The sequence below is a fragment of the Cytobacillus sp. MT66 genome (assembly GCF_058792595.1).
On record NZ_JBXAFB010000014.1, the window covers coordinates 1 to 21,940 of the forward strand.

General features: G+C 39.1%; 17 protein-coding genes and 1 pseudogene. 16 read left to right on the forward strand and 2 right to left on the reverse strand.

From position 1 onward, the window contains the following. Positions 1-159 precede the first annotated feature (159 nt). Positions 160-1,470, reverse strand: a complete 1,311-nt coding sequence (locus tag AC1Q59_RS20055) for a dicarboxylate/amino acid:cation symporter (RefSeq protein ID WP_492367636.1) — start codon at positions 1,468-1,470, stop codon at positions 160-162. 150 nt (positions 1,471-1,620) lie between these two features. Next, the gene (locus AC1Q59_RS20060) at positions 1,621-2,676 is read right to left on the reverse strand and encodes a DctP family TRAP transporter solute-binding subunit (protein ID WP_492367637.1); all 1,056 of its coding nucleotides are present in this window, start codon (positions 2,674-2,676) and stop codon (positions 1,621-1,623) included. 75 nt (positions 2,677-2,751) lie between these two features. On the opposite strand from AC1Q59_RS20060, the gene AC1Q59_RS20065 reads away from it, so the two are divergent. The 16 genes and pseudogenes from AC1Q59_RS20065 (at position 2,752) to AC1Q59_RS20140 (ending at position 21,855) form a co-directional block, all read left to right on the forward strand. Further along, positions 2,752-4,341 (forward strand): ATP-binding protein, encoded by a 1,590-nt coding sequence (locus AC1Q59_RS20065; protein ID WP_492367638.1) that lies wholly within the window; start codon positions 2,752-2,754, stop codon positions 4,339-4,341. Positions 4,342-4,344: 3 nt separating this feature from the next. After that, positions 4,345-5,025 carry a response regulator gene (locus tag AC1Q59_RS20070; RefSeq protein ID WP_492367639.1) on the forward strand — a complete coding sequence of 227 codons (681 nt, stop codon included), beginning with the start codon at positions 4,345-4,347 and terminating at the stop codon, positions 5,023-5,025. Between the two features lie 333 nt (positions 5,026-5,358). After that, complete coding sequence (locus AC1Q59_RS20075) at positions 5,359-7,191, forward strand: PAS domain S-box protein (RefSeq protein ID WP_492367640.1); 1,833 nt, start codon at positions 5,359-5,361, stop codon at positions 7,189-7,191. A 517-nt stretch (positions 7,192-7,708) separates the two neighbouring features. Continuing rightward, positions 7,709-8,455 carry a YveK family protein gene (locus AC1Q59_RS20080; protein WP_492367641.1) on the forward strand — a complete coding sequence of 249 codons (747 nt, stop codon included), beginning with the start codon at positions 7,709-7,711 and terminating at the stop codon, positions 8,453-8,455. Beyond that, positions 8,445-9,134 carry a CpsD/CapB family tyrosine-protein kinase gene (locus AC1Q59_RS20085; protein ID WP_492367642.1) on the forward strand — a complete coding sequence of 230 codons (690 nt, stop codon included), beginning with the start codon at positions 8,445-8,447 and terminating at the stop codon, positions 9,132-9,134. The genes AC1Q59_RS20080 and AC1Q59_RS20085 overlap by 11 nt, the downstream gene beginning before the upstream one ends. A gap of 39 nt (positions 9,135-9,173) precedes the next feature. Further along, the gene (locus AC1Q59_RS20090; RefSeq protein ID WP_492367643.1) at positions 9,174-9,938 is read left to right on the forward strand and encodes a tyrosine-protein phosphatase; all 765 of its coding nucleotides are present in this window, start codon (positions 9,174-9,176) and stop codon (positions 9,936-9,938) included. Between the two features lie 277 nt (positions 9,939-10,215). Next, positions 10,216-12,036, forward strand: coding sequence for a polysaccharide biosynthesis protein (locus AC1Q59_RS20095; protein WP_492367644.1), 1,821 nt, complete (start codon positions 10,216-10,218; stop codon positions 12,034-12,036). Between the two features lie 46 nt (positions 12,037-12,082). Then, positions 12,083-13,113, forward strand: a pseudogene (locus AC1Q59_RS20100) (Gfo/Idh/MocA family protein). Then, positions 13,110-14,441, forward strand: a complete 1,332-nt coding sequence (locus tag AC1Q59_RS20105; RefSeq protein WP_492367645.1) for a nucleotide sugar dehydrogenase — start codon at positions 13,110-13,112, stop codon at positions 14,439-14,441. Before AC1Q59_RS20100 ends, AC1Q59_RS20105 begins: the two are co-directional and overlap by 4 nt. Positions 14,442-14,482: 41 nt before the next feature. Then, entirely contained in the window at positions 14,483-15,790 is a 1,308-nt protein-coding gene (locus tag AC1Q59_RS20110; protein ID WP_492367646.1) for a lipopolysaccharide biosynthesis protein, read from the forward strand. A gap of 22 nt (positions 15,791-15,812) precedes the next feature. After that, positions 15,813-17,030 carry an O-antigen ligase family protein gene (locus AC1Q59_RS20115; RefSeq protein WP_492367647.1) on the forward strand — a complete coding sequence of 406 codons (1,218 nt, stop codon included), beginning with the start codon at positions 15,813-15,815 and terminating at the stop codon, positions 17,028-17,030. 44 nt (positions 17,031-17,074) lie between these two features. Next, positions 17,075-18,208 (forward strand): glycosyltransferase family 4 protein, encoded by a 1,134-nt coding sequence (locus AC1Q59_RS20120; RefSeq protein WP_492367648.1) that lies wholly within the window; start codon positions 17,075-17,077, stop codon positions 18,206-18,208. A 1-nt stretch (position 18,209) separates the two neighbouring features. Then, positions 18,210-19,451: a glycosyltransferase family 4 protein gene (locus AC1Q59_RS20125; RefSeq protein WP_492367649.1), complete on the forward strand. Its 1,242-nt coding sequence runs from the start codon at positions 18,210-18,212 to the stop codon at positions 19,449-19,451. Beyond that, complete coding sequence (locus AC1Q59_RS20130; RefSeq protein ID WP_492367650.1) at positions 19,448-20,056, forward strand: sugar transferase; 609 nt, start codon at positions 19,448-19,450, stop codon at positions 20,054-20,056. Before AC1Q59_RS20125 ends, AC1Q59_RS20130 begins: the two co-directional genes overlap by 4 nt. Next, positions 20,053-20,691, forward strand: a complete 639-nt coding sequence (locus tag AC1Q59_RS20135; protein WP_492367651.1) for an acetyltransferase — start codon at positions 20,053-20,055, stop codon at positions 20,689-20,691. Before AC1Q59_RS20130 ends, AC1Q59_RS20135 begins: the two co-directional genes overlap by 4 nt. Positions 20,692-20,697: 6 nt before the next feature. After that, the gene (locus tag AC1Q59_RS20140; RefSeq protein ID WP_492367652.1) at positions 20,698-21,855 is read left to right on the forward strand and encodes a DegT/DnrJ/EryC1/StrS family aminotransferase; all 1,158 of its coding nucleotides are present in this window, start codon (positions 20,698-20,700) and stop codon (positions 21,853-21,855) included. The last annotated feature ends 85 nt before the right edge of the window (positions 21,856-21,940 follow it).

The following is a 21,940-nucleotide window of genomic DNA, read 5'->3' on the forward strand; positions in this document are numbered from 1 at the left end:
CGCAAGCGACGAGGAGGCTCGCAAAATGCCCCCCGGAAAGCGAAGCGCCTGGAGAGGAAATCAACGGCCAAATTTCAGTGAGCCAGAAATAAAAAAAGGGGGATCCAGAAAGTTAATCGAAACTTACTTTCTGGACAGCCCCTTTTTTTGAAAGACAAGTTAGTCTTTGTAATCAACCATCGCATCCACAGAAGATAAACCGCTTGAAGCTGAAGCAGCTGGTTCTTCTTTTTGAAGCTTTGGATACGGATTGAATTCTTTTTCTGTTTTTGAAACAATTACTGTTGCAACACCATTTCCGATTAGGTTTGTGATCGCACGTGCTTCTGACATGAAGCGGTCTACACCTAGGATTAAGGCAATTCCCTCAACCGGAATCATTGGGAAGGCAGCTAATGTTGCAGCTAATGTGATAAAGCCTGATCCAGTGACTCCCGCAGCACCTTTAGAAGTAAGCATTAATACACCTAATAGAGTAAGGAGCTGCCAAATAGTTAAATGAACATCATATGCCTGTGCGATAAACACGGTGGCCATTGATAGATAGATGGATGTTCCATCGAGATTAAAGGAGTAGCCTGTTGGAACAACTAGTCCAACGACTGATTTAGAACAGCCGTACTTTTCAAGCTTGTCCATCATGGATGGAAGTGCTGATTCAGAAGAAGAAGTTCCTAGTACAAGCAGAATTTCTTCTTTAATATATTTGATAAATTTAATAATATTAAATCCATAGAATTTAGCAATTGTACCAAGGATAAAGATAATGAATAGGAACATTGTAATATATACAGAGCCCATCAATTTTCCAAGTGAAATAAGAGATCCAATACCAAAGTTTCCAATTGTATAGGCCATAGCTCCAAATGCAGCGATCGGCGAGATTTTCATAATCATATTAACAATATTGAAGAAAATATCAGCAAGCTTTTGGAACAATGTGATTACAGGTGCAGCCTTTTCCCCCAGTGATGCAGCAGCAATCCCGAATAAAACGGCAAAGAATAAAATTGGCAGTAATTCTCCGCCTGCTAATGCAGCAAGAGCATTTTCTGGAACAATGCCAAGGATGAAATCCATAAACCCATGGCTTGACTCTGAAGCAGCCTTAGTATACTGGGAAACATCGGCTCCGTTTGCTGCAGATGTATTAAATCCATGACCTGGTTTAATAATAGACACAACAATTAGTCCGATAGCTAAAGCAAAGGTTGTGACAATTTCAAAGTAGAGTAAGGCCTTTCCGCCGATACGGCCAACCTTTTTTAAGTCGCCCATACTTCCAATTCCGATAACAACGGTAAAGAAAATAATTGGTGCAATCACCATTTTAATTAATTTAATAAAAATATCCGCTAACACTTTTAATTTTGCTCCAAATTCAGGGAACAAAAAGCCAATTGCAATACCGAGGATGATACCAATAATAACTTGGACGGTGAGATTCTTAAAATTAAATTTCAGCTTCATCTGTTATACTACACCCCTTTATTGATAACGTTTTCAAATTAACCTTTTATATAACAATCTTTAATCTTATATTAACTGATAATTTTAAAGATTAATATTTATGGTTTTAATGGTCTTTTTGGTCTTTTTGGTCGTGAAAAAAGACGCCCTTTACAGCGTCTCGATTTCTTCTATTTTCTTTTTCATATATTCCTTCATAAAATCTTTCTTAATAGAATGAAGAAAGGTTTGATAGACAGGCTGAAGCACTTTTAGCCATTGCGCTCTTTCTTCTGCAGAAAGTTCATAGACATTGATGCTTGATTCCTCTTTAATTTTTTCTAGCTGAGCTTTGTTCATTTTTTCAGACTCGGCAACCATCCATTCTGTGGTTTCTTCCATAGCTTCCTGAAAGCTTGTCTGCACATTCTTTGGAAGTCTGTCCCAAAACTCCTTATTCATTAATACTGCATAGCCTAAAAACCCATGGTCACTGATGGTCATATAGTTCTGCAGGCCATATAATCTTCTTGAGTAAATGTTGGATATGGTGTTTTCCTGTCCGTCAAATTGATCTTCCTTAAGTGACGTATAAATTTGGTCAAAAGGAACAACCACTGGCACTGCTTTAAGCTGATTAAATTGTTCCTCAAGTATAAAACTAGGCATAATCCGAAAACGCTGGCCCGAAAAGTCTTTAGGTGTGTGCAAAGGCCTGATGTTACTGGTCATTTGCTTAAAACCATTGCTCCAAAGAGCAAGTCCATGAATCCCTTCTCTTTCGTGAAGGCTTAAAAGCTTTTTGCCAATATCACTGGACAGAGCGGTTTTAATTTCATCATAGTCATGAAATAAAAATGGCAGATCGTAATATCCCCATTCTGGGGCAAGCTTGGTCATTTTCGAAACTGAGGGAGCAATCATCTGCACCTTGTTATCCCTAAGTGCATCTAGTTCCTCCTCGTCTGTAAAAAGCGTGCCGTTCGGAAAAATTTCAACTTTTACTAATCCATTTGTTTTTTCAGAAATTAATTGGGCGAACTTTTGTGCAGCCAGCCCTTTAGGTGTATTTTCCGCAACCACGTGGCTAAATTGAATAACAATTTGCTGAGTGATCCCTTCTTGTTCATCATCATAGCTTAGCTGATTTTTTTGATCAAAGGGATTAAAAAGGATATACAAGGTTATCGTTATAAAAAGAATGCTTGTCCCAATTAAATACTTCATTATTACACACAACTTTCCAATGATATTTTCCATGGTAAACTAGAATTATCAACTAGGAGAAAGGAATACCCCATTGTGAATCGACTTTCCATTCAAACTAAAATTATGGCGTTAATCTTTTTTATTGTGGGATTCTCTCTTTTATTAGCTGGGATTGTTATTATCAGTAATATTATAGATGCAAAAGAAGAGGACTTAAAGCAGCGGGCGCTTTTGACTGCTCAAACCGTGGCAGAGCTGCCCGACATTCACTCCGCTTTAACGAGCGGAAAAGAGGAACAGGGGAAAATTAATGATCGCATGGAAACGATTCGAGTGATCCATCATGCTGATTATATTGTGGTGATGGATATGAATCATATCAGGCTATCCCACCCTGTCCCCCAATTGATTGGAAAAAAATCTGCAGGAAGTGATGAAGCGCCGGCTTTTGCAGAATTGACCTATACCACGAAAGCCAAAGGAGAGGCAGGAACGGTTATTCGTGCTTTTGTCCCTATTATTAACCAGGAACACCATCAGGTGGGTGTAGTGCTCACTGGCTATCTCCTTCCATCAATTTTTGAAATGATTTGGAATATCCGGGCGGAGATTTTTTTGGCAGGAGCTTTTTCCCTGTTCTTTGGCGGATGGGGTGCTTGGCTGCTCGCATCGCGGATTAAAAAGGAAATGTTTAATCTTGAGCCGCATGAAATTGCAAAGGTGGTCCTGGAACAAACGGAAACCTTCAATGCGATGCATGAAGGGATTATTGCGATTGACAGGGATGAACGAATTACGATTTTCAATGTGAAAGCAAGAGAGATCATGGGTGTTAAAGGAGAGGTTATTGGGAAGAAAATTGAATCGGTTATTCCGGATACTAGGCTTCCTGAAATCCTTTATCTTAAAAGGCCCGTTTATAATAAAGAACTGACTGTTCGCAATCAGCATATTATGAGCAATCGAATTCCGGTTAGAGAAAATGGGGAAATTGTCGGTGCGGTTGCCATTTTCCAGGACCGGACGGAAGTGAAAAAGCTGGCTGAGGAGCTTACAGGCGTGAAGGCATTTGTGAGTGCTTTAAGAGTGCAGAACCATGAACACATGAACAAGCTTCACACCATTGCCGGTCTGCTGCAGCTTGGCCGTAAAGATCGGGCACTTGAGTATTTATTTGAAACCACGGAAGAGCATGAGGAGCTCATGCAATTTTTATCTAAAAATATAAAAAGTGAAAGCCTGTCTGGATTGCTATTAAGCAAGGTCAGCCGGGCAAGGGAATTAGGAATTGCTCTTCACATTGACAGGAACAGCAGATTATCTTCCTATCCATATCCGCTGGACGAGCATGATTTCGTCATTATTTTAGGGAATCTTCTAGAAAATGCTTTTGATGCTTTTAAAGATCTGGAGCGGGATGAGAAGGAAGTATATCTAGGCATTGATCAGCATGACGCCTATTTGTCCATTCTTGTTGAGGATAATGGGAAAGGGATTCCTGAAGAAATTCAATCGCATATTTTTACCGAGGGATTTTCGACTAAAGGAAATATTAATCGGGGAATTGGGCTTTACTTAATCAAGGAAACGGTTGAAAAGGCTAATGGTCATATTGAGGTTGAATCTGTTCCTGGCAAGGGTACCACCTTTACGATTGTTTTCAAAAACGAAGGGGAGGCTTGAAAAATGAAGGATCCAGTCATTCGGGTACTGCTAATTGAAGATGATCCCATGGTTCTGGAAATTAATAGGCAGTTTGTTGAACAAGTCGAAGGGTTTGAAGTTGCCGGTGTTGCTTCAAATGGAAGTGAAGGAATGAAAATGATACATAAAGAAAAGCCTGACTTGGCATTGGTGGATATCTACATGCCAAACAAAAATGGGCTGGAAACGATTGCGCAAATACGTGCAGAAGGCCATTCTACAGATGTTATAGCTATAACTGCTGCCAGTGACATTGAAACGGTCCGGAGAATTCGGCAGCTTGGCGCCATCGACTATATAATGAAGCCATTTAAAGCCGACCGGATCAAAAAGGCGCTGGCCAATTATCGAGACTATTATCTTAAGCTTCAGGATAAAGAAACAATATCCCAGCAGGAATTGGATGCCATTATTTTTCAGGGTAGCATAGAAGAGAAAAAGCAGCTTCCGAAAGGGCTGAACGCACATACCCTTGAAAAGGTGGCTGCCTTCTTAAAAGAACAAAAAGAAGCTATATCAGCCGAACAAGTTGCTGAAGGAATTGGAATTGCCCGGGTCACCGCCAGAAGATACCTCGAATACATGGAACAGACAGGGTCAGTCAAAATCCACATCGAATATGGAGGAATAGGCAGGCCTATTAATCGGTATGTGATTGTGTAACGTTTTATTTTACAAAAAGGTATAATAAACTTTGGAAAATGTTGAAAATTTCTGTAAAAAGAAATAAAATGATTTTGAATGAATGAAAGTTGCGCCTTTATCTTATAAAGGATTGACTAAATTTGGAACCAATCCTAAAATGAAACTGTGAAGTAATATATATATATTAATTGGGACTTAAAGCTTGATAAAAGGACCATTGTTCTCATACTTACCCTTATAAATAAAAGGTAGATACGAACTTGACAATAGGGCTAACTGTAAGCCGAAATAGAAGGGGATTCTATTTCGGCTTTTTTTAATATAGATGTTGAAAGGAACTGATATAGAGAGATGGACAGTTCAGCACTTTTTATGGAGAAGAGAAAAGTTTTAGAGGACTATTTAAGAGAACATTATAAAAGTTACAAAACTCTTTTTAACAGCAATCCAGATGCTATTTTGACATTGGATTTGCATGGTTACTTTGTCAGCACCAATCCCGCTTGTGAGGAAATGACGGGGTATCCCCGGGATGAAATAACCAAACTGTCTTATCAGCATTTAATACAGGCTGAATTTTATGATAAGGCCAATCATCTCTTTCATAAGGCACTTCAAGGGGAAATCCGAAACTATGACTGCCAATTAAAGCATAGGAATGGAAGATATATTGATGTCAATCTTACAAATGTACCTATCAGCGTAAATGATGAAATAATCGGTGTCTATTGTATTGCAAAGGATATTACCGAAATTAAACGTAAAAGTGAAGAGCACAGAAAGCTTTCTCAGATGTATAATGTCTTAATTGACAATAGCTTGGACATTGTTGTTTTGACAGGTTCTGATGGGAAAATTCTTTATGTTTCGCAGACATGCAGGAATATTGTTGGCTTTACTCAAGAAGAATTAGTGGGATCCTATACTTTAGACCTTATCCATCAAGATGACCTGGGTAAAGCCCGCAGCCATATTAAAACTGCAGCCGGCGGTAAAGAGATAGGTCTGGATACATACAGATTGCATAAAAAAGACGGTGGTTTTGTCTGGATTGAAGCACTCAGCAAACCAATTTTTGATAAGGAAACAAAAAAGGTAAAAGAGATTGTCAGTATTGTAAGAGATATCACACAGAGGAAATTATCCGAAGAAGAGATTATCAGACAAGAAGAGCGCTATAGAAACCTAGTAGAACATTCGCCAGATGCAGTTGTCATTATCAAGGATGCTGAGATCATTTATATCAATGATACAGGAATGGAGCTTTTTGGAGCATCGAATAAAGATGAATTAATCGGAAGAGAAATCTTTGACCTGCTGCATCCTGACTATATTAATAAGTTTCAAAACCGAATAAAGCAATTAAATGCTGGACAAACTGTTCCCTTTATGGAAAAAAAGTTTCTTAGAGTGGATGGGGAAGCATTCGATGCGGAAGTTAAAGGGATGCCAACCATTCATGATAATGTCCAGGCATCACACCTCATCATTCGGGATATCGCTGAAAAAAAGCAAACGCAGGAGCTCTTATTGCGCTCTGAAAAACTATCTGTGGCAGGTCAGCTGGCGGCTGGCATTGCCCATGAAGTGCGCAATCCGTTGACCGCAATAAAAGGCTTCCTTCAATTAATGGATGAAAACTCGAATGAAAATAAACCGTATTTTGATATTATCGGTTCTGAAATCAATCGGATTGAGCTGATTCTTTCTGAGCTTTTAACCTTAGCAAAGCCGCAGGAGATGAAGGTGAAAAAGGTTAATTTAGAAGGGTTAATCGGACAGGTAAAAACACTGTTGGATACCCAGGCAATCATGAATAACATTGAAATCCTGACAGAATATCGCGGTCACTTAACAGAAATTATCTGTGATGAAAACCAAATAAAGCAAGTATTTATAAACCTGTTTAAAAATAGTATTGAGGCAATGTCTAAGGGCGGGACAATCACCGTTCAAGTGAGCGATTATGTAACAGGAAAAATCAAGATCACATTTAAAGATACAGGTGCAGGGATCCCGCTGCATATTTTAAAAAGGATTGGAGAACCGTTTTTTACAACCAAGGAAAATGGAACTGGGCTTGGACTAATGATTTCAAAGCAGATCATTGAAAACCATAACGGAGAATTCCATTTGCATAGCGATTGCAACGGAACGACAATAGAAATGATATTTCCAGTATGATTAAAATCCTATAACATCCGAAAGCCTTTGATTAAGGGTTTTCGGATGTTTTATTTTTGGGTAATAAATAAATTTACAAAAAATGGTTCGTTAGAGGTAAATTTAGTAAGTGTTTTTATACCTAAGTATCATAACATTTTTATTACAAAATTGGTTATCTTTAAAAAAGTAAAACAGCCTTTATTTTTTCTGGTATTTGTAAGGAGACTAAACGTTGTTTTTATTTACCTTTTTATTCCAATTTGGTAGTCGATAATTCACTAATAAAACAGTATATAATCGCTGACAGGTCCTTTTGCTGGGGATAATTTGAACGATTTACGTAAGCTTAATAAAGACCGTTACTAAACTCTTAAGTTTTGGTTTTCCATTAAATACCCAATTACAGGAAATAATCCCATATTCACTTTTAATCTAATATGATTGCGTTTAGATTAAAGAGGGATGTATTTACCAAGTTTTTTTGCAAGTTGCCCTGTAAGTTTTGTAACAAGAATAACAAAAAAATGGAGGCATTATGGAAGAGACGATTAGTTTAAAAGAGGTATTTGCAACCATAAAGAAGCGAATAAAATTAATACTCTTAATCATGATAGCAGCTGTAGCGGTTAGCGGTTTTGTCAGCTATTACTTTTTAACACCAATTTTTCAGGCGTCTACCCAAATTCTCGTAAATCAGGCAAAAGCTGAGCAGGTGAATTACAGTACCGCCGATGTTCAAACTAATCTTCAGCTGATCAATACCTATAATGTCATTATAAAAAGTCCGGTTATCCTAGACGAAGTAATCAAAGAATTGGATTTAAACATATCGGTCAGTCAGCTGAATGAAAAAATCTTCGTAGGGAGCGAAAAAGATTCACAGGTTGTAAATATTTCTGTCCATAATGATGATCCCGAAACGGCAGCGAAAATTGCAAATACTACAGCAACTGTGTTTCAACAGAAAATCTCAGATATTATGAATGTCGATAATGTTAGTATTCTTGCAAAGGCTGATGTTGCGGAAGGAGCAGCACCAATAAAACCCCAGCCAATGTTAAATATGGTGATTGCGCTGGTTTTAGGTTTAATGCTTGGGATAGGTCTTGCGTTTTTGCTTGAGTATTTTGATAACACGATCAAGAGTGAAAAAGACATCGAGAAAATACTAGAAGTGCCTATTTTGGGTGTGGTTTCAATTATTGAAGATTCCAAGATGCAAAAGAAATCAAAGCGAAAAGTAAATAATCTAGAAACAAGAGGTGAAACAGTTGGCTCTTAAAAAGAAAAAGAATTCAAATAGCAGGAAACTTGTCACAGCTGTTGACCCGCGGTCACCTATATCTGAACAGTACCGAACGATAAGAACTAATATTCAATTTTCATCCGTAGATCAAGAAATTAAATCGATTATGGTGACATCTGCCGGTTCAGGTGAGGGAAAATCGACTACTGCAGCAAATATGGCTGTCGTATTTGCTCAACAGGAAAAACGCGTGCTGCTTGTAGATGCAGATTTACGAAAACCAACTGTTCACTATACATTTAACGCCACTAATAATCATGGGCTAACAAGTGTACTGACGAAGGTGAAATCATTAAAAGAAGCAATGACTTCCACGGAGATCGACCATTTATCCGTCTTAACAAGCGGGCCCATTCCTCCGAATCCCGCTGAGCTTTTAGGATCAAATAGAATGAAAGAGCTCCTTGAAGAGGTGAAAGAGGAATTTGATATTATTATTTTCGATACTCCACCTACACTTGCGGTAACTGATGCACAAATACTTGCTAATATTTGTGATGGAGTTCTTTTAGTCTTATTTAGTGGGAAAACCGAGATTGAACATGTGCAAAAGACAAAAGAGCTTCTTTTGTCTGCAAAGGGGAAACTTTTAGGAGCGATCCTTAACCATAAAAAGTCCAAGAAGACTGATCATTATTACTACTATGGAACTTGATGCCAAACCAATAATACATATGGAAGGAGATGACGTCTCATGATTGATATTCATAGTCATATTCTTCCAGGGCTTGATGATGGGGCAAAGACTATCGAGGATAGTTTGGATATGGCACGAGAGACCGTAAAGGAAGGGATCCATACGATAATTGCTACGCCCCACCATAAAAATTCCTGCTATGAAAACCCAAGGGAGGTGGTTCTTCAAAAGGTAGGTGAGCTAAACGAAACACTTAATGAAAATAAAATTGAGCTTATCATCCTTCCAGGTCAGGAAACTGCCCTACACGGTGACATACTTGAAAATGTTCAGCTAGGAAACATTCTGACATTAAATCAGACACAATATATCTTTATTGAGCTTCCTGCTGGGCATGTACCAAGATATACCCACCAAGTTTTGTTTGAAATGCAAAATAGAGGAATGATTCCGATTATCGTTCACCCAGAAAGGAACAGGGGAATCATGGAACAGCCGGAAATTCTTTATCAATTAATTAAAAGGGGAGCTTTAGCTCAGCTGACAGCTTCAAGTATTTGTGGTGTATTCGGGAAAAATATTAAGAAATTTTCTCACCGGTTAGTGGAAGCTAATTTGGTTCACTTTATTGCATCGGATGCCCATAATACGTTTCATCGTACTTTTCATATGGCGGATGCGTTTGATGTGATCCATTCCCGATATGGGGAGGATATCGTTTATCTTTTTAAAGAAAACGCAGAATTACTAATTAAAGGAATGAACGTTTTTAAGGAAGAGCCCCAGCCAATAAAAAAGAGGAAGGTACTTGGAATCTTTTAGTTTGGGTTCATTATTTAAGCTTTTATTGAATTTAATCCTTACTAAATCTATGTGTTAAATATGTTTTAAAACGGAGATGCCTCCTATCCGTTATCAATGGAGGCACTCGATCATGCTGTGGGATGCCACTTTTTTGCAGCCTTAGACACATGTTGTCGGTGGTATGGTGTGAGGGCGGGTTGGATGCCCACGAAACGAAATTAAAATTTATTCACTTTTCGAAGGTTTATCAACTCCATGTTTGCAGATGAAAAACCTAGTAAAGAGGAGGATATTGATGAGCTATCGAAAACGGTTATTTCTCTTGGCAAGCTTAGATTCTCTTCTAGTCTTAACTTCGGTTATCTTTAGCATTATTCAGTTTCATCCATTAATTGAAAAGATTTCTTACGAAGAGATTGTACTAAAAACATGCATCTTACTTGGCTGCTATCACATCTTTGCCTCAATCTTCCACCTTTACCACAAGTCATGGGAGTATGCCAGTGTAATAGAGTTAAGAAGCATTTTACAAACTGTTACACTTGCTGTTATGTCTGCAGGGGGGCTACAGCTGATAATAGGGCTGAGCTTTAACGGAAGAAGTTTACTCACTGCATGGATGGCTATGGTTTTGTTTATTGGAGGTGCCCGCTTTTCCTGGCGTCTTTATCGTGATAACTGCTTGAAACCGAAGCGGGATACGAAGAAAGTCCTTTTAATTGGAGCGGGGCAGGCAGGAACATTGGTTGCAAGACAATTACAAAATAATCCGGATTTGCATTTAGATCCTGTTGCTTTTATTGACGATGATCCAGGGAAATTTAAACTGCATATCCTGGGTATTCCAGTTGTGGGGACAACGAAGGATATTGTTAGGACTGTTGAAAAATACAAGATTGATATTATCGTCATTGCAATCCCCTCATTAAAAAAACGTGTGATGAACAGAATTTATGCCGAATGCAGTAAGACAAAGGTAAAAACACAAATTATGCCAAACATTGAAGATGTCATGCTTGGTAAAGTATCCGTCAATCAATTTCGCGAGGTTGGGGTCGAGGATTTGCTTGGAAGAGAGCCTGTTCAGCTCGATATAGAAGGTATTTCTAAATATCTCACCTGCAAGACTGTGTTAGTAACCGGTGCTGGCGGTTCTATCGGCTCTGAGGTTTGCAGGCAAATTTGTAAGTTTTCACCGCGGAAAATTGTATTACTTGGCCATGGGGAAAATAGCATTTATGAAATAGACATGGAGCTTCGTAACAAATATGAAGACTCGATAGAAATTGTACCAATCATTGGTGATATTCAGGATCGGGAACGGATAATGAAAGTTGTGGAAAGACATACACCAGATGTTATCTATCATGCTGCGGCTCATAAGCATGTCCCTTTGATGGAATATAATCCGCAAGAAGCGGTAAAAAATAATGTGTTTGGCACGAAAAATGTAGCTGAAGCAGCAGATAAGTATGGTGTTAGTACATTTGTGCTAATTTCTTCTGATAAAGCTGTAAATCCAACAAATGTGATGGGGGCGACAAAAAGGATAGCAGAAATGATTATCCAGCAGCTCAACGAGCAGAGCAAAACAAAGTTCGTGGCTGTTCGTTTCGGAAATGTTCTTGCAAGCAGGGGCAGTGTCATTCCTCTGTTTAAAAAACAAATTAAACATGGCGGTCCTGTTACTGTGACTCATCCCGACATGACACGCTACTTTATGACTATTCCTGAAGCATCTCGGCTTGTTATTCAGGCTGGATCACTCGCAAAAGGCGGTGAAGTTTTCGTCCTTGATATGGGAGAGCCGGTTAAAATCGTTGACCTTGCAAAAAACTTGATTAAACTATCAGGATTCACTCTGGAGGAAATCGAAATTAAATTTTCCGGTATCCGTCCAGGTGAAAAAATGTTTGAAGAGCTATTAAATGAAAATGAAGTTGATGATGTACCCGTTTATCCGAAGATTCTTGTTGGCAAGTCTTCACTTAGCAATTATGAAATGGTCTCAAACCTTATTCAAAACTTGAATGTGTTTAATGAGCATGAACTAAAGGACTATGTACTAAAATTGGTTAACAACAAAGGAAAACAGCTGTCTGTTGCTGGGAAGTAAATACGCTTTCCGACCATCAAGAGAGTGAGTGTTATGGAGGAATTCAATAATGAACTTTGCAATCATAGGCTGTGGTTTTATAGCGAAAAAACACGCAGAAGCAATCAGCCAAATTCCAGAGGCAAAATTGATCGCTGTATGCGACAAAGTTGAGTCAGCGATGGAACCCTATGTAGAACAATACGGAGTAAAGGCATTTACAGATATTGATACAATGCTTAAAGCAGGTGAGATTGATGCTGTTTGTATCTGTACACCGAGTGGTTTACACGAACCGATTGCAGTTCAGGCTGCAGCGGCAAAGAAACATATTATCCTTGAAAAGCCGATTGCAATGACATTGGAAGAGACAGACCGTATCCTTCTGGCTGTTAAAGAAAATAATGTGAAGATGACAGTTGTCCACCCTAACCGTTTCCGTCCGGTGGTGATGGAATTACAAAAAATTATGGATGCAGAAATGCTGGGGAAAATCAGCCATGCCAGTGCCAAAGTTAATTGGAATCGAAGTCAGGAATACTACGACCAATCTTTATGGCGGGGAACGAAGCAATATGACGGCGGCGTATTAATGAATCAGGCGATTCATAATCTGGATTTATTTTTGTTGTTCATGGGTCAGCCAAAGCAAATTTTTAGCATGGAGGCAACAAGATTTAGAAAGATTGAAGCAGAAGATGTTTCGGTAGGGGTTATTTGTTTTGAATCAGGGGCACTTGGAACGGTAGAAGCGTCAACAACAGTTTATCCTCGCAATTATGAAGAGTCGATTACGATTTTTGGTGAAAAGGGCACCGTTAAAATAGGCGGAAGCAATGCCGTTTACTTTGAGCACATAGATATTGAAGGGCTTGGTGAAGCCGAAACGGAAGCGATTATCGAAAAGGTGAAATCCGATCCATGGGAATTCCCGGTCATCAGTGTATTATAACCGATTTCATTCAAGCTGTGAAAGAAGACAGGGAACCGATAGTAACGGGTGAGGATGGTAAAACAGTGCTGGAATTGGTCCTTGCTTTTTATGAATCTGCTAAAAACAATTCACCAATTGAATGGAAAAGGGGAGTGTTGGCATGATTACCGAACTAAAAGAAAATAGGCTGGCTGAAGAGCTGATTGAAAAGCTGAAGAAGAAAACAGCTACAATAGGAGTAATCGGACTTGGTTATGTCGGCTTGCCGCTTGCGGTTGAAAAAGCCAAGGCCGGGTACGAAGTGATTGGATTTGATGTCCAAGAGAAAAAAGTGGAAGCAGTGAATAAAGGGCAAAATTACATAGAAGATGTCATTTCTGCTGATCTTCAAGCTTTAATTTCAGCGGGGAAGCTAGTGGCAACATCTGATTATCAATTTATCAATAAAGTCGATGCCGTTGCCATTTGTGTACCAACGCCGCTGGATATTTATAAGCAGCCGAATATGGAGTATGTAGAAAGTTCGACAAAAGCAATTGCCGAACATATAAAGAAGGGTACATTGGTCGTCCTGGAAAGTACCACCTATCCTGGGACAACAGAAGAATTGATCAGACCGATTTTGGAAGGGTCTGGTCTTGTTTGCGGAGAAGACTTTTTCCTTGCATATTCACCAGAGAGGGTAGATCCAGGAAATAAGCTCTTTAAAACAAAAAATACGCCTAAAGTAGTCGGCGGCATTACACCGATTTGCACCAAAGTGGCAGCAGCAATGTACCGATCTGTTTTAGAAGGTGAAGTACATGAAGTATCAAGTCCTGCCGTAGCCGAGATGGAGAAAATACTTGAAAACACATTTCGTCATATCAATATTGCCCTAGCAAACGAAATGGCTATTCTTTGTAATAAAATGGGTATCGATGTCTGGGAGGTTATTGATGCAGCAGCAACAAAGCCATATGGGTTTATGCCATTTTATCCAGGACCAGGTCTTGGCGGGCATTGTATTCCAATTGATCCATGGTATCTCACATGGAAAGCCCGAGAATACAATTATCACACAAGGCTAATTGAAACCGCTGGAGAAATCAATGACAGCATGCCCGATTTTGTTGTTGGGCGCTGCGCCGAAATTTTAAATAATCAAGGTAAAGCCCTTAAGCATTCGAAAATTCTTGTCCTTGGTGTTGCTTATAAAAAAGATATCGATGACTACCGAGAATCACCGGTATTGCCGATCCTTGATAAGCTAACATCTGCGGGTGCAGAATGGACAGCTGTCGATCCGCTTGTTAAGGAGTTTAGGCTGAATGGAGAGAGAGTAAAATCTTTTGACTTAGCTGACGTGGATCTCTCTGATGCTGATCTAGTGTTGATTACAACAAATCATAGTGCTTTTGATTATGAGTTGATTGTTGAAAAAGCTAAGCTAGTCTTTGATACACGAAATACGTTTGTTAAGGATGTAAAAGGGACGGTCTTCAGTCTTTAAAATGCACCATTCTCTTAAAAAATTATAGGCGGAGAAAAGATTTGAATACTCGGTTAGGAAAGTTATTTTCAGTAAATTCATTTTGGAAAAGCATTGCAACCCTTGTAGGCGGGAATATAGGTGCACAATTATTGCTAATTGTCACCTCTCCCATTATTACAAGGATTTATAGTCCGGATTCTTTTGGTCAATTAGCTATTTTTATCTCTTTAATTGCTATTTTTAATGTTTTTTCATCATTAAAATATGAAATGACCATCCCATTAGAAGCTAACGAAACCAAAGTTGCGAATATATTGGTTTTATGTCTGCTAATGTTGCTATGTACAAACGCGATTTATTTCTTGATAGTGTTTTTGCTGTCTAATCTGCCTAAAACAGCCTTTGACTTTAAGTTTTTCTATTGGTTAATCCCCTTGGCCTTGTTCGGGGACGGTTTATACAATATTTCCAGCTACTTTGCTATTAGGTTCAAATTGTATAAACCTTTGGCGTTTTCAAGAATGAGCAAAAGTGCTGTCATGTCTTTTTCTCAGATTGGTTTTGGGATGCTTAAATCCAATTCTTTTAGTTTATTAATCGGTGATATTTTAGGCAGAAGTTTTGGAGCAACAAATATTTATAAGTCCATGCATGAGTTCATAAAGAAAAACAAGGGAAATATTACCCTAGAAAATATCAGAAAAGCAGCAATTGAGTATAAAAAATATCCGCTTGTAACCAGCATTGCTTCTTTTATTAATAGCAGCTCCCTGCAATTAGTTCCGATTATACTGGGAGGAATCTATGGGTCTGCTTCAGTTGGACTTTTTGCATTGTCACAAAGATTAATCATTTCGCCGCTATTGCTGATCAGCACAGCCATAGCCCAAGTATATTATAGTGAAGCGGCGGCCTTATTTCAAAAAAAAGAGAAAGAAAAGATATTGAAACTGTTCCTTGGAACTAGTAAGAAGCTATTTATTTTAGGGGCAATCCCTATTTCTCTTTTATTTTTTTTAGGAGAAGCAGTTATTGGCTTTATCTTTGGTGAGAATTGGTCTGGTGCAGGAGAGATTATCCAGATCTTATCCTTTATGTTTCTAATACAATTCGTAGTCAGCCCCTTATCCCAGACATTAAATATTCTTAACAAACAAACTTACCAGCTTCTGTGGGACGTTTTCAGGTTTTTATTAATCATTCTTTTATTTTTAAGTATAAGTCTTTTTAAAGTTGCCTTTTATGCTGCATTAGGAATGTACGGCGGTGTAATGGGCTTTTGTTATATCATTTTATACATTTTGATTTATAGGGAACTCAAACGTAAATATCCAGAAGATCAATACGAAACTCTAGGGAATCATTAATGAAATTTTGAGGATGATGTATTTGATAAAAAGAATAAAAGTTTTGCTTTGCGGCGAAATGTTTTTTGTATTGTTTCTGGTAAGTGGTTATTTTAAAGCTGGGCTACAGTTACCTATTGATTTAACAATATTCTTTCTCGCGTTATCTTTCTTGGTATTTATAAAGAGATTTATCCAATCACCAAAAGTAAGCAAAAGTGCCTTTGTTCCTCTCGTGTTATTTTCTTGCTTGGTCGGTGTATTATTGGGAAGCATGTTTTGGACCAATAGCTTAGTCTATTCAATCGACAAGACGTTAAGATTTATGTTCATTACTGGCTGGGCTTTTCTCGGCGGCCTCTTATTGATAAATAATAAGGAATCTGTAAAAAGGTTTTTATTATCTATGGTATTGGTCTCTACAGCTGGATCTCTCATGACGATCTATTTATTTATGACAAACAGTTCCCCAACTGGTTTTATCGCACTTTCTGGAGATAATTATCTAGGTGCTGCCAGGTTAAGCGGGTTGGGTGCAACTTTACTAATCATTAATTACTTTTACGGAGAAAATAAACTTCTTTCATTGATCAGTTTGTTTATTAATGTGTTTGCGCTGATGGCAACTGGGGCTAGAATGCCGCTCATTGCCTTTTTTGTCATTTTTCTGCTTATGACTTTTAGTTCCGTCCGCTATAAAAAGGGAACGATATTTTATTCTAAAAACACTAAATATGTATTCCTTTTAGCATTTTTAATTTTTAGTGTGGGTTCGTTTATTTTGGAATCGGGTGGCTTTAAAACGACCATTAGCAGATTAGAAGTTTTATTTACGGAGCAAAATGGCGGGAGCTCTGCTAATGCGAGAATAGAAAGATATTATACGGCAATGGAAATGTTTAACCATAACGTGGTTTTAGGAGATGGTATCGGCAGTTTTCCGCTATCGTTTTCTTCTATAGATAAGAGGGATTACCCCCATAACATTTTTCTGGAACTTTTATCTGAGTTAGGCCTGATCGGCTTTTTACTGTTCCTTGCTTTGCTGCTTACCTCCATTTATAGAATAACAATCAATTATGGCGGTACAGAAAGTAAAAACATGAATATCCAGTTTACCGTATTGGTCGGCATCTTATTTACCCTCCTAAATGCTCTTGTATCGGGAGATATCAATGATAATAGGATGTTGTTTACCTTTTTAGCAGTTGCTTCTATTGCTCCGTTTTGTAGAAATCAGGGGAGGCTTCAGAAAGAATAACAAAGCTAGTTTTTAATACTATTGGTTACACAAAGGGGAAATATATGAAAGTATGTCACATCACTTCAGTTCATTCTTATAATGATGTACGAATATTTGTGAAAGAGTGTCAATCTCTTGCGGCAGCGGGTAATGAAGTTCACCTGGTTGCACCCAATGCTCCAACTGAACAGGTGAATGGTGTATTTATACATGGAATCTCAAAAACACAAGGGAATCGTTTTAGTAGAATGACGAGGACTGTAGGTGCAGTGTATAAAAAGGCAAAAAAGATTGACGCGGATATCTATCATTTCCATGATCCTGAGTTAATCCCCATTGGCATTCTGCTAAAGCTTAAAGGAAAAAAGGTCATCTATGATGTGCATGAAGATTTACCTTTGCAGATTTATCGAAAGCCATATATACCTAATTCTATCAAAAAGCTAGTTTCCATCTTCATTCATGTTGGAGAAAAAAATGCATCAAGACTATTTGATCTGGTTATCTGTGCAACCCCGCATATCAGTCATAAATTTAAAAACTATAATAATAGAAATCTTACGATTAAAAATTATCCGCGAATGGATTGGGAGTTGAATCCTTTAAATACGAAACTGTCAGAGGAGCCGTATGTATGCTATATTGGCGGCTTATCTGCAGATAGAGGATTACCGGCCATGCATGAAGCGATTCAATCTACCGGGTGCAGATTATATTTGGCCGGGAGATTTTTCAGCCAAAAGGATAAAGAAATGTTCGGGCATAATGAGGCTGGTCAGGTTAGATACTTAGGGTTTTTAGATAAAAATGAAGTGCGTGATCTGCTGAATCATTCTTTGGCAGGTCTAGTGGTGCTGGAAGAAAATGATGCCTTTAAATATTCTCTGCCTGTAAAAATGTTCGAATATATGTCAGCAGGCATACCGGTTATTTGTTCGAATTTTCCGTTGTGGCGCGAAATTGTTGAAAAGCATCATTGTGGTATTTGTGTAAATCCGAGTGACGTGGACGAAATTGCCCATGCGATTCAATTCCTTTATGAAAATCAGGAAGAAGCAAAGAGGATGGGAAGAAATGGCCGCAGAGCAGCAGAAACAGAATATAACTGGGAAACCGAAAGTCAAAATCTGATTGAAGCATATAGAGGGTTATTTGACAAAAGAACAATGACTAATCATTCAGAAATGAGGTTTTAATGTGAATATCTGGATTTTCAATCATTATGCACTTGGACCAGGATCAAGCGGCGGGACCAGACATTATGATTTGGCGAAGCAGCTTATCGCAAAAGGGCACTCGGTAACCATTTTCGCTTCATCCTTTAATTACCAAACATTAAAAGAGGAGCACTTGGAAAATAGCAGTAACCTGTATATCAAGAAAAAATATGATGGAATTCAGTTTATTTGGATTAAAACGACTCCATACGAACGTAATGATGTTCATCGAGTTTTCAATATGCTTTCTTACAGCAAACGCGCCTATAACATTGCCAAAGAAATGGACCAGAAGCCGGATATCGTTATCGGCTCTCTGGTCCATCCGCTTGCTGCCTATGTTGGCTATAGAATCGCGAAAAAGAAGCGATCTATTTTCTATTTTGAGGAACGGGATCTATGGCCGCAAACGTTAATTGACTTAGGAAAAATAACTAAGAGAAATCCGGTTATTGGTATTTTGGCTTCACTGGAAAAGTTTCTGTACAGAAAATCAAAGAGGATTATCGTCTTATTTGATAAAGCTGTCGGCTATGTCACAAACCAAGGCATTGACCAGCAGAAGGTTCTGTATTTACCAAATGGCATTGATTTTAAACGAATGGAAAACAAAAAAGAATTACCAGGTGAAATTAAGAATATATTGGCAAAGAACCACGACCGGATTCTTGCGGTTTACGCCGGGAGTCATGGAAATGCGAATAACCTTGATGCGATTTTGGATGCGGCCAACCTGTTGAAAAAGTCAAAGGTACCTGTCCAGTTTCTCTTTGTTGGCAATGGACCAGAAAAGAAAAGATTAATAGATAGAAAACAAGCAGAATCGATTGAAAATGTTGATTTTATAAACCCGTTGCCTAAAGAGTATATTCCGTCTTTGCTCACACAGTGTGATATTGGCCTATTGCCCTTGAAGGATTCTCCTGTCTTTAAATGGGGAATCAGCCCCAACAAGCTTTACGACTATATGGCGGCTTCCTTGCCGGTTGCAGTCCTTTGCAATTTGGAAGGGACTCCGGTCGAAAAAGCAGGTGGTGGATTTGTGATAAAAAGCAACTTTTCAGCCAATTTAGCAAAAGTATTGGGAAGTACTTCAAAGGATGAGCTTCGTTTATTAGGAAAGAATGCCCGTATTTATGTAGAAAAGGAGCACAACTGGAATATTCTATCCGAGGAATTGGAGAAAGTTATGCTCCGTGATTTAAAGGGAATGAGCTCATGAAACGATTATTTGATGTTACATGCGCTCTCATTGGATTGATTTTGTTTTGCCCTATTATTGGATTCGTTGCCATTTTGGTTCGCTTCAAGCTAGGTTCCCCAGTCATTTTTAAACAGCAGCGTCCGGGCTTGCATAGCAAGCCTTTTTACGTTTATAAATTTCGTACGATGACAGATCATCGTGATTCCTGCGGAGAATTGTTTCCAGACCATCTGCGTCTGACGCCATTCGGCCAGCTGCTGCGGAAATGGAGTTTGGATGAGCTGCCGCAGCTGGTAAATGTATTAAAAGGGGATTTAAGTTTAGTCGGCCCCCGTCCGTTATTAATGGAATACTTAGAACTCTATACCGAGGAACAGGCGAGGCGTCATGATGTCCGTCCAGGCATTACCGGCTGGGCTCAAGTGAATGGGCGGAATGCCATTTCGTGGGAGGAAAAGTTTGCATTAGATGTCTGGTATGTAGACCATCAATCCTTTTGGCTAGATATGAAAATCCTTTTTATGACGTTTATTAAAGTGGTCAGATCTGAAGGAGTTAGTCAACAGGGCTCTGCCACGGTGGAAAAATTCGGCAAGTCCTCCAAGCGGGAGATGAATCTATGAGAAATTTATGTTTAATTGGCCAGGGCGGGCACAGCAAAGTGATTAAAGAAATCGTTTTTTCATCGAATGAATATCAAATAGCTGCCTGGCTGGATGACAAATTAACTTGCCGAGAAGAGAAGAATGGAATTATTTATGGGCCTGTCTCCTTAGCAAAGGAGCTTGCAATAGAAGATAAGAATATGAGTTTTCTGGTTGCTATTGGTCAAAATCAGATTCGTAAAAAAATCACTGTAGAGCTCTCGCTGCCTTTGGAACGTTATGCGGTTCTTGCACATCCAACGGCTGTGATCAGTCCCTCAGCAAAGATCGGAAATGGTACGGTGATTATGCCTTATTGTGTAGTTAATGCCTCCGCTGTTGTTGGGAATCATGGGATTTTAAACACAGGAGCTGTGATTGAACATGACACGATTCTCGGTGACTATGTCCATGTCTCTCCCAAAGCTGTTTTAACTGGCGGGGTTGTGATTGGGGAGGGTACACAGATTGGTGCAGGCGCTTCGGTGATTCCGGGAATTCAAATTGGCAGTTGGAGTACAGTTGGTGCTGGGGCAACAGTCATTCGGCATGTAAATGATCTCGTGACAGTAGCGGGTACACCAGCAAGAACAATTAAAAAAGTTAGGGTGTGACTCTTAATGGCGCAAAAAGCGATTAAACAAAAAAGAATATTTCTTTCCTCTCCCCATATGAGTGGACGTGAGCGATTATACATTAATGATGCTTTTGAGACAAATTGGATTGCCCCATTAGGCCCGAACGTGAATGCGTTTGAAGAAGAACTCGCTGCCTATGTTGGTATGAGGGGGGCAGCGGCTGTAAGTTCCGGTACCGCGGCCATCCATCTGGCGCTTGAGCTGTTAAAGGCGGGAAAGGGCGACCAAGTGTTTTGCTCAACTTTAACCTTTGTAGCAAGCGCCAATCCAATACTTTACCAAGGAGCTGAACCCGTCTTTATTGACTCGGAACCTGACACGTGGAATATGTCTCCGCAGGCTCTGGAAACGGCATTGAAAGAAGCAGCAATAATAGGCAGACTGCCAAAAGCAGTAATTGTCGTCAATCTTTATGGACAGAGCGCAAAAATGGATGAGATTGTATCCATATGTAATCATTATGAAGTACCGATTATTGAGGATGCTGCTGAGTCATTGGGTTCTGTCTATAAAGGAAAAAAAAGTGGAACGTTTGGGAAGTTTGGCATCTATTCTTTTAACGGAAATAAGATCATCACAACATCTGGCGGCGGAATGCTAGTTTCAAATGATGAGGAGGCGTTGAGAAGGTCAAGATTTTTAGCCACACAGGCGCGCGATCCCGCTCTGCATTATCAGCATAGCCAAGTCGGATTTAATTACCGTATGAGCAACATCCTAGCAGGGGTTGGCCGTGCCCAGTTAGAAGTCCTGGACGATCGGGTCAATGCTAGGAGGGCAATATTTAACCAGTATGCAGAAGCATTAAGTGGAATAGACGGACTTGAATTTATGCCGGAATTGCCAGGAACTAGGTCGAACCGCTGGCTGACAGCGCTGACAATCGATCAAAATATGCTAGGAATAACTCCTATGGATATCATTAATAAACTGGCTGAGGAAGAAATTGAAGCACGGCCAGTTTGGAAGCCTCTGCATTTGCAGCCGGTGTTTGAAGGGGTCAAATATTATTCCCATGAACCGGGGAAATGTATTTCATCCGATTTATATACAAACGGACTATGTCTGCCTTCAGGATCCAATATGACGTTAGAAGAGCAGGATAGGGTAATTAGAGCAATAAAGTCAATGTTAAATTAACGGTGGAAAACTAAAGCATGCCCGCTCCCTATTGCCATTGGTACTGGGGAGCGGGCATGCCTTTTTGTCGTTTTCATCTGCAAGT

Bases quoted from the DNA above. Each gene is read 5' to 3' on its own strand.
- AC1Q59_RS20135 (WP_492367651.1), top strand. From the start codon at position 20,053: ATGAGAAATTTATGTTTAATTGGCCAGGGCGGGCACAGCAAAGTGATT.
- AC1Q59_RS20080 (WP_492367641.1), top strand. From the start codon at position 7,709: ATGGAAGAGACGATTAGTTTAAAAGAGGTATTTGCAACCATAAAGAAG.
- AC1Q59_RS20090 (WP_492367643.1), top strand. From the start codon at position 9,174: ATGATTGATATTCATAGTCATATTCTTCCAGGGCTTGATGATGGGGCA.
- AC1Q59_RS20140 (WP_492367652.1), top strand. From the start codon at position 20,698: ATGGCGCAAAAAGCGATTAAACAAAAAAGAATATTTCTTTCCTCTCCC.
- AC1Q59_RS20075 (WP_492367640.1), top strand. From the start codon at position 5,359: ATGGACAGTTCAGCACTTTTTATGGAGAAGAGAAAAGTTTTAGAGGAC.
- AC1Q59_RS20120 (WP_492367648.1), top strand. From the start codon at position 17,075: ATGAAAGTATGTCACATCACTTCAGTTCATTCTTATAATGATGTACGA.
- AC1Q59_RS20070 (WP_492367639.1), top strand. From the start codon at position 4,345: ATGAAGGATCCAGTCATTCGGGTACTGCTAATTGAAGATGATCCCATG.
- AC1Q59_RS20105 (WP_492367645.1), top strand. From the start codon at position 13,110: ATGATTACCGAACTAAAAGAAAATAGGCTGGCTGAAGAGCTGATTGAA.
- AC1Q59_RS20130 (WP_492367650.1), top strand. From the start codon at position 19,448: ATGAAACGATTATTTGATGTTACATGCGCTCTCATTGGATTGATTTTG.
- AC1Q59_RS20055 (WP_492367636.1), bottom strand. From the start codon at position 1,470: ATGAAGCTGAAATTTAATTTTAAGAATCTCACCGTCCAAGTTATTATT.
- AC1Q59_RS20095 (WP_492367644.1), top strand. From the start codon at position 10,216: ATGAGCTATCGAAAACGGTTATTTCTCTTGGCAAGCTTAGATTCTCTT.
- AC1Q59_RS20060 (WP_492367637.1), bottom strand. From the start codon at position 2,676: ATGAAGTATTTAATTGGGACAAGCATTCTTTTTATAACGATAACCTTG.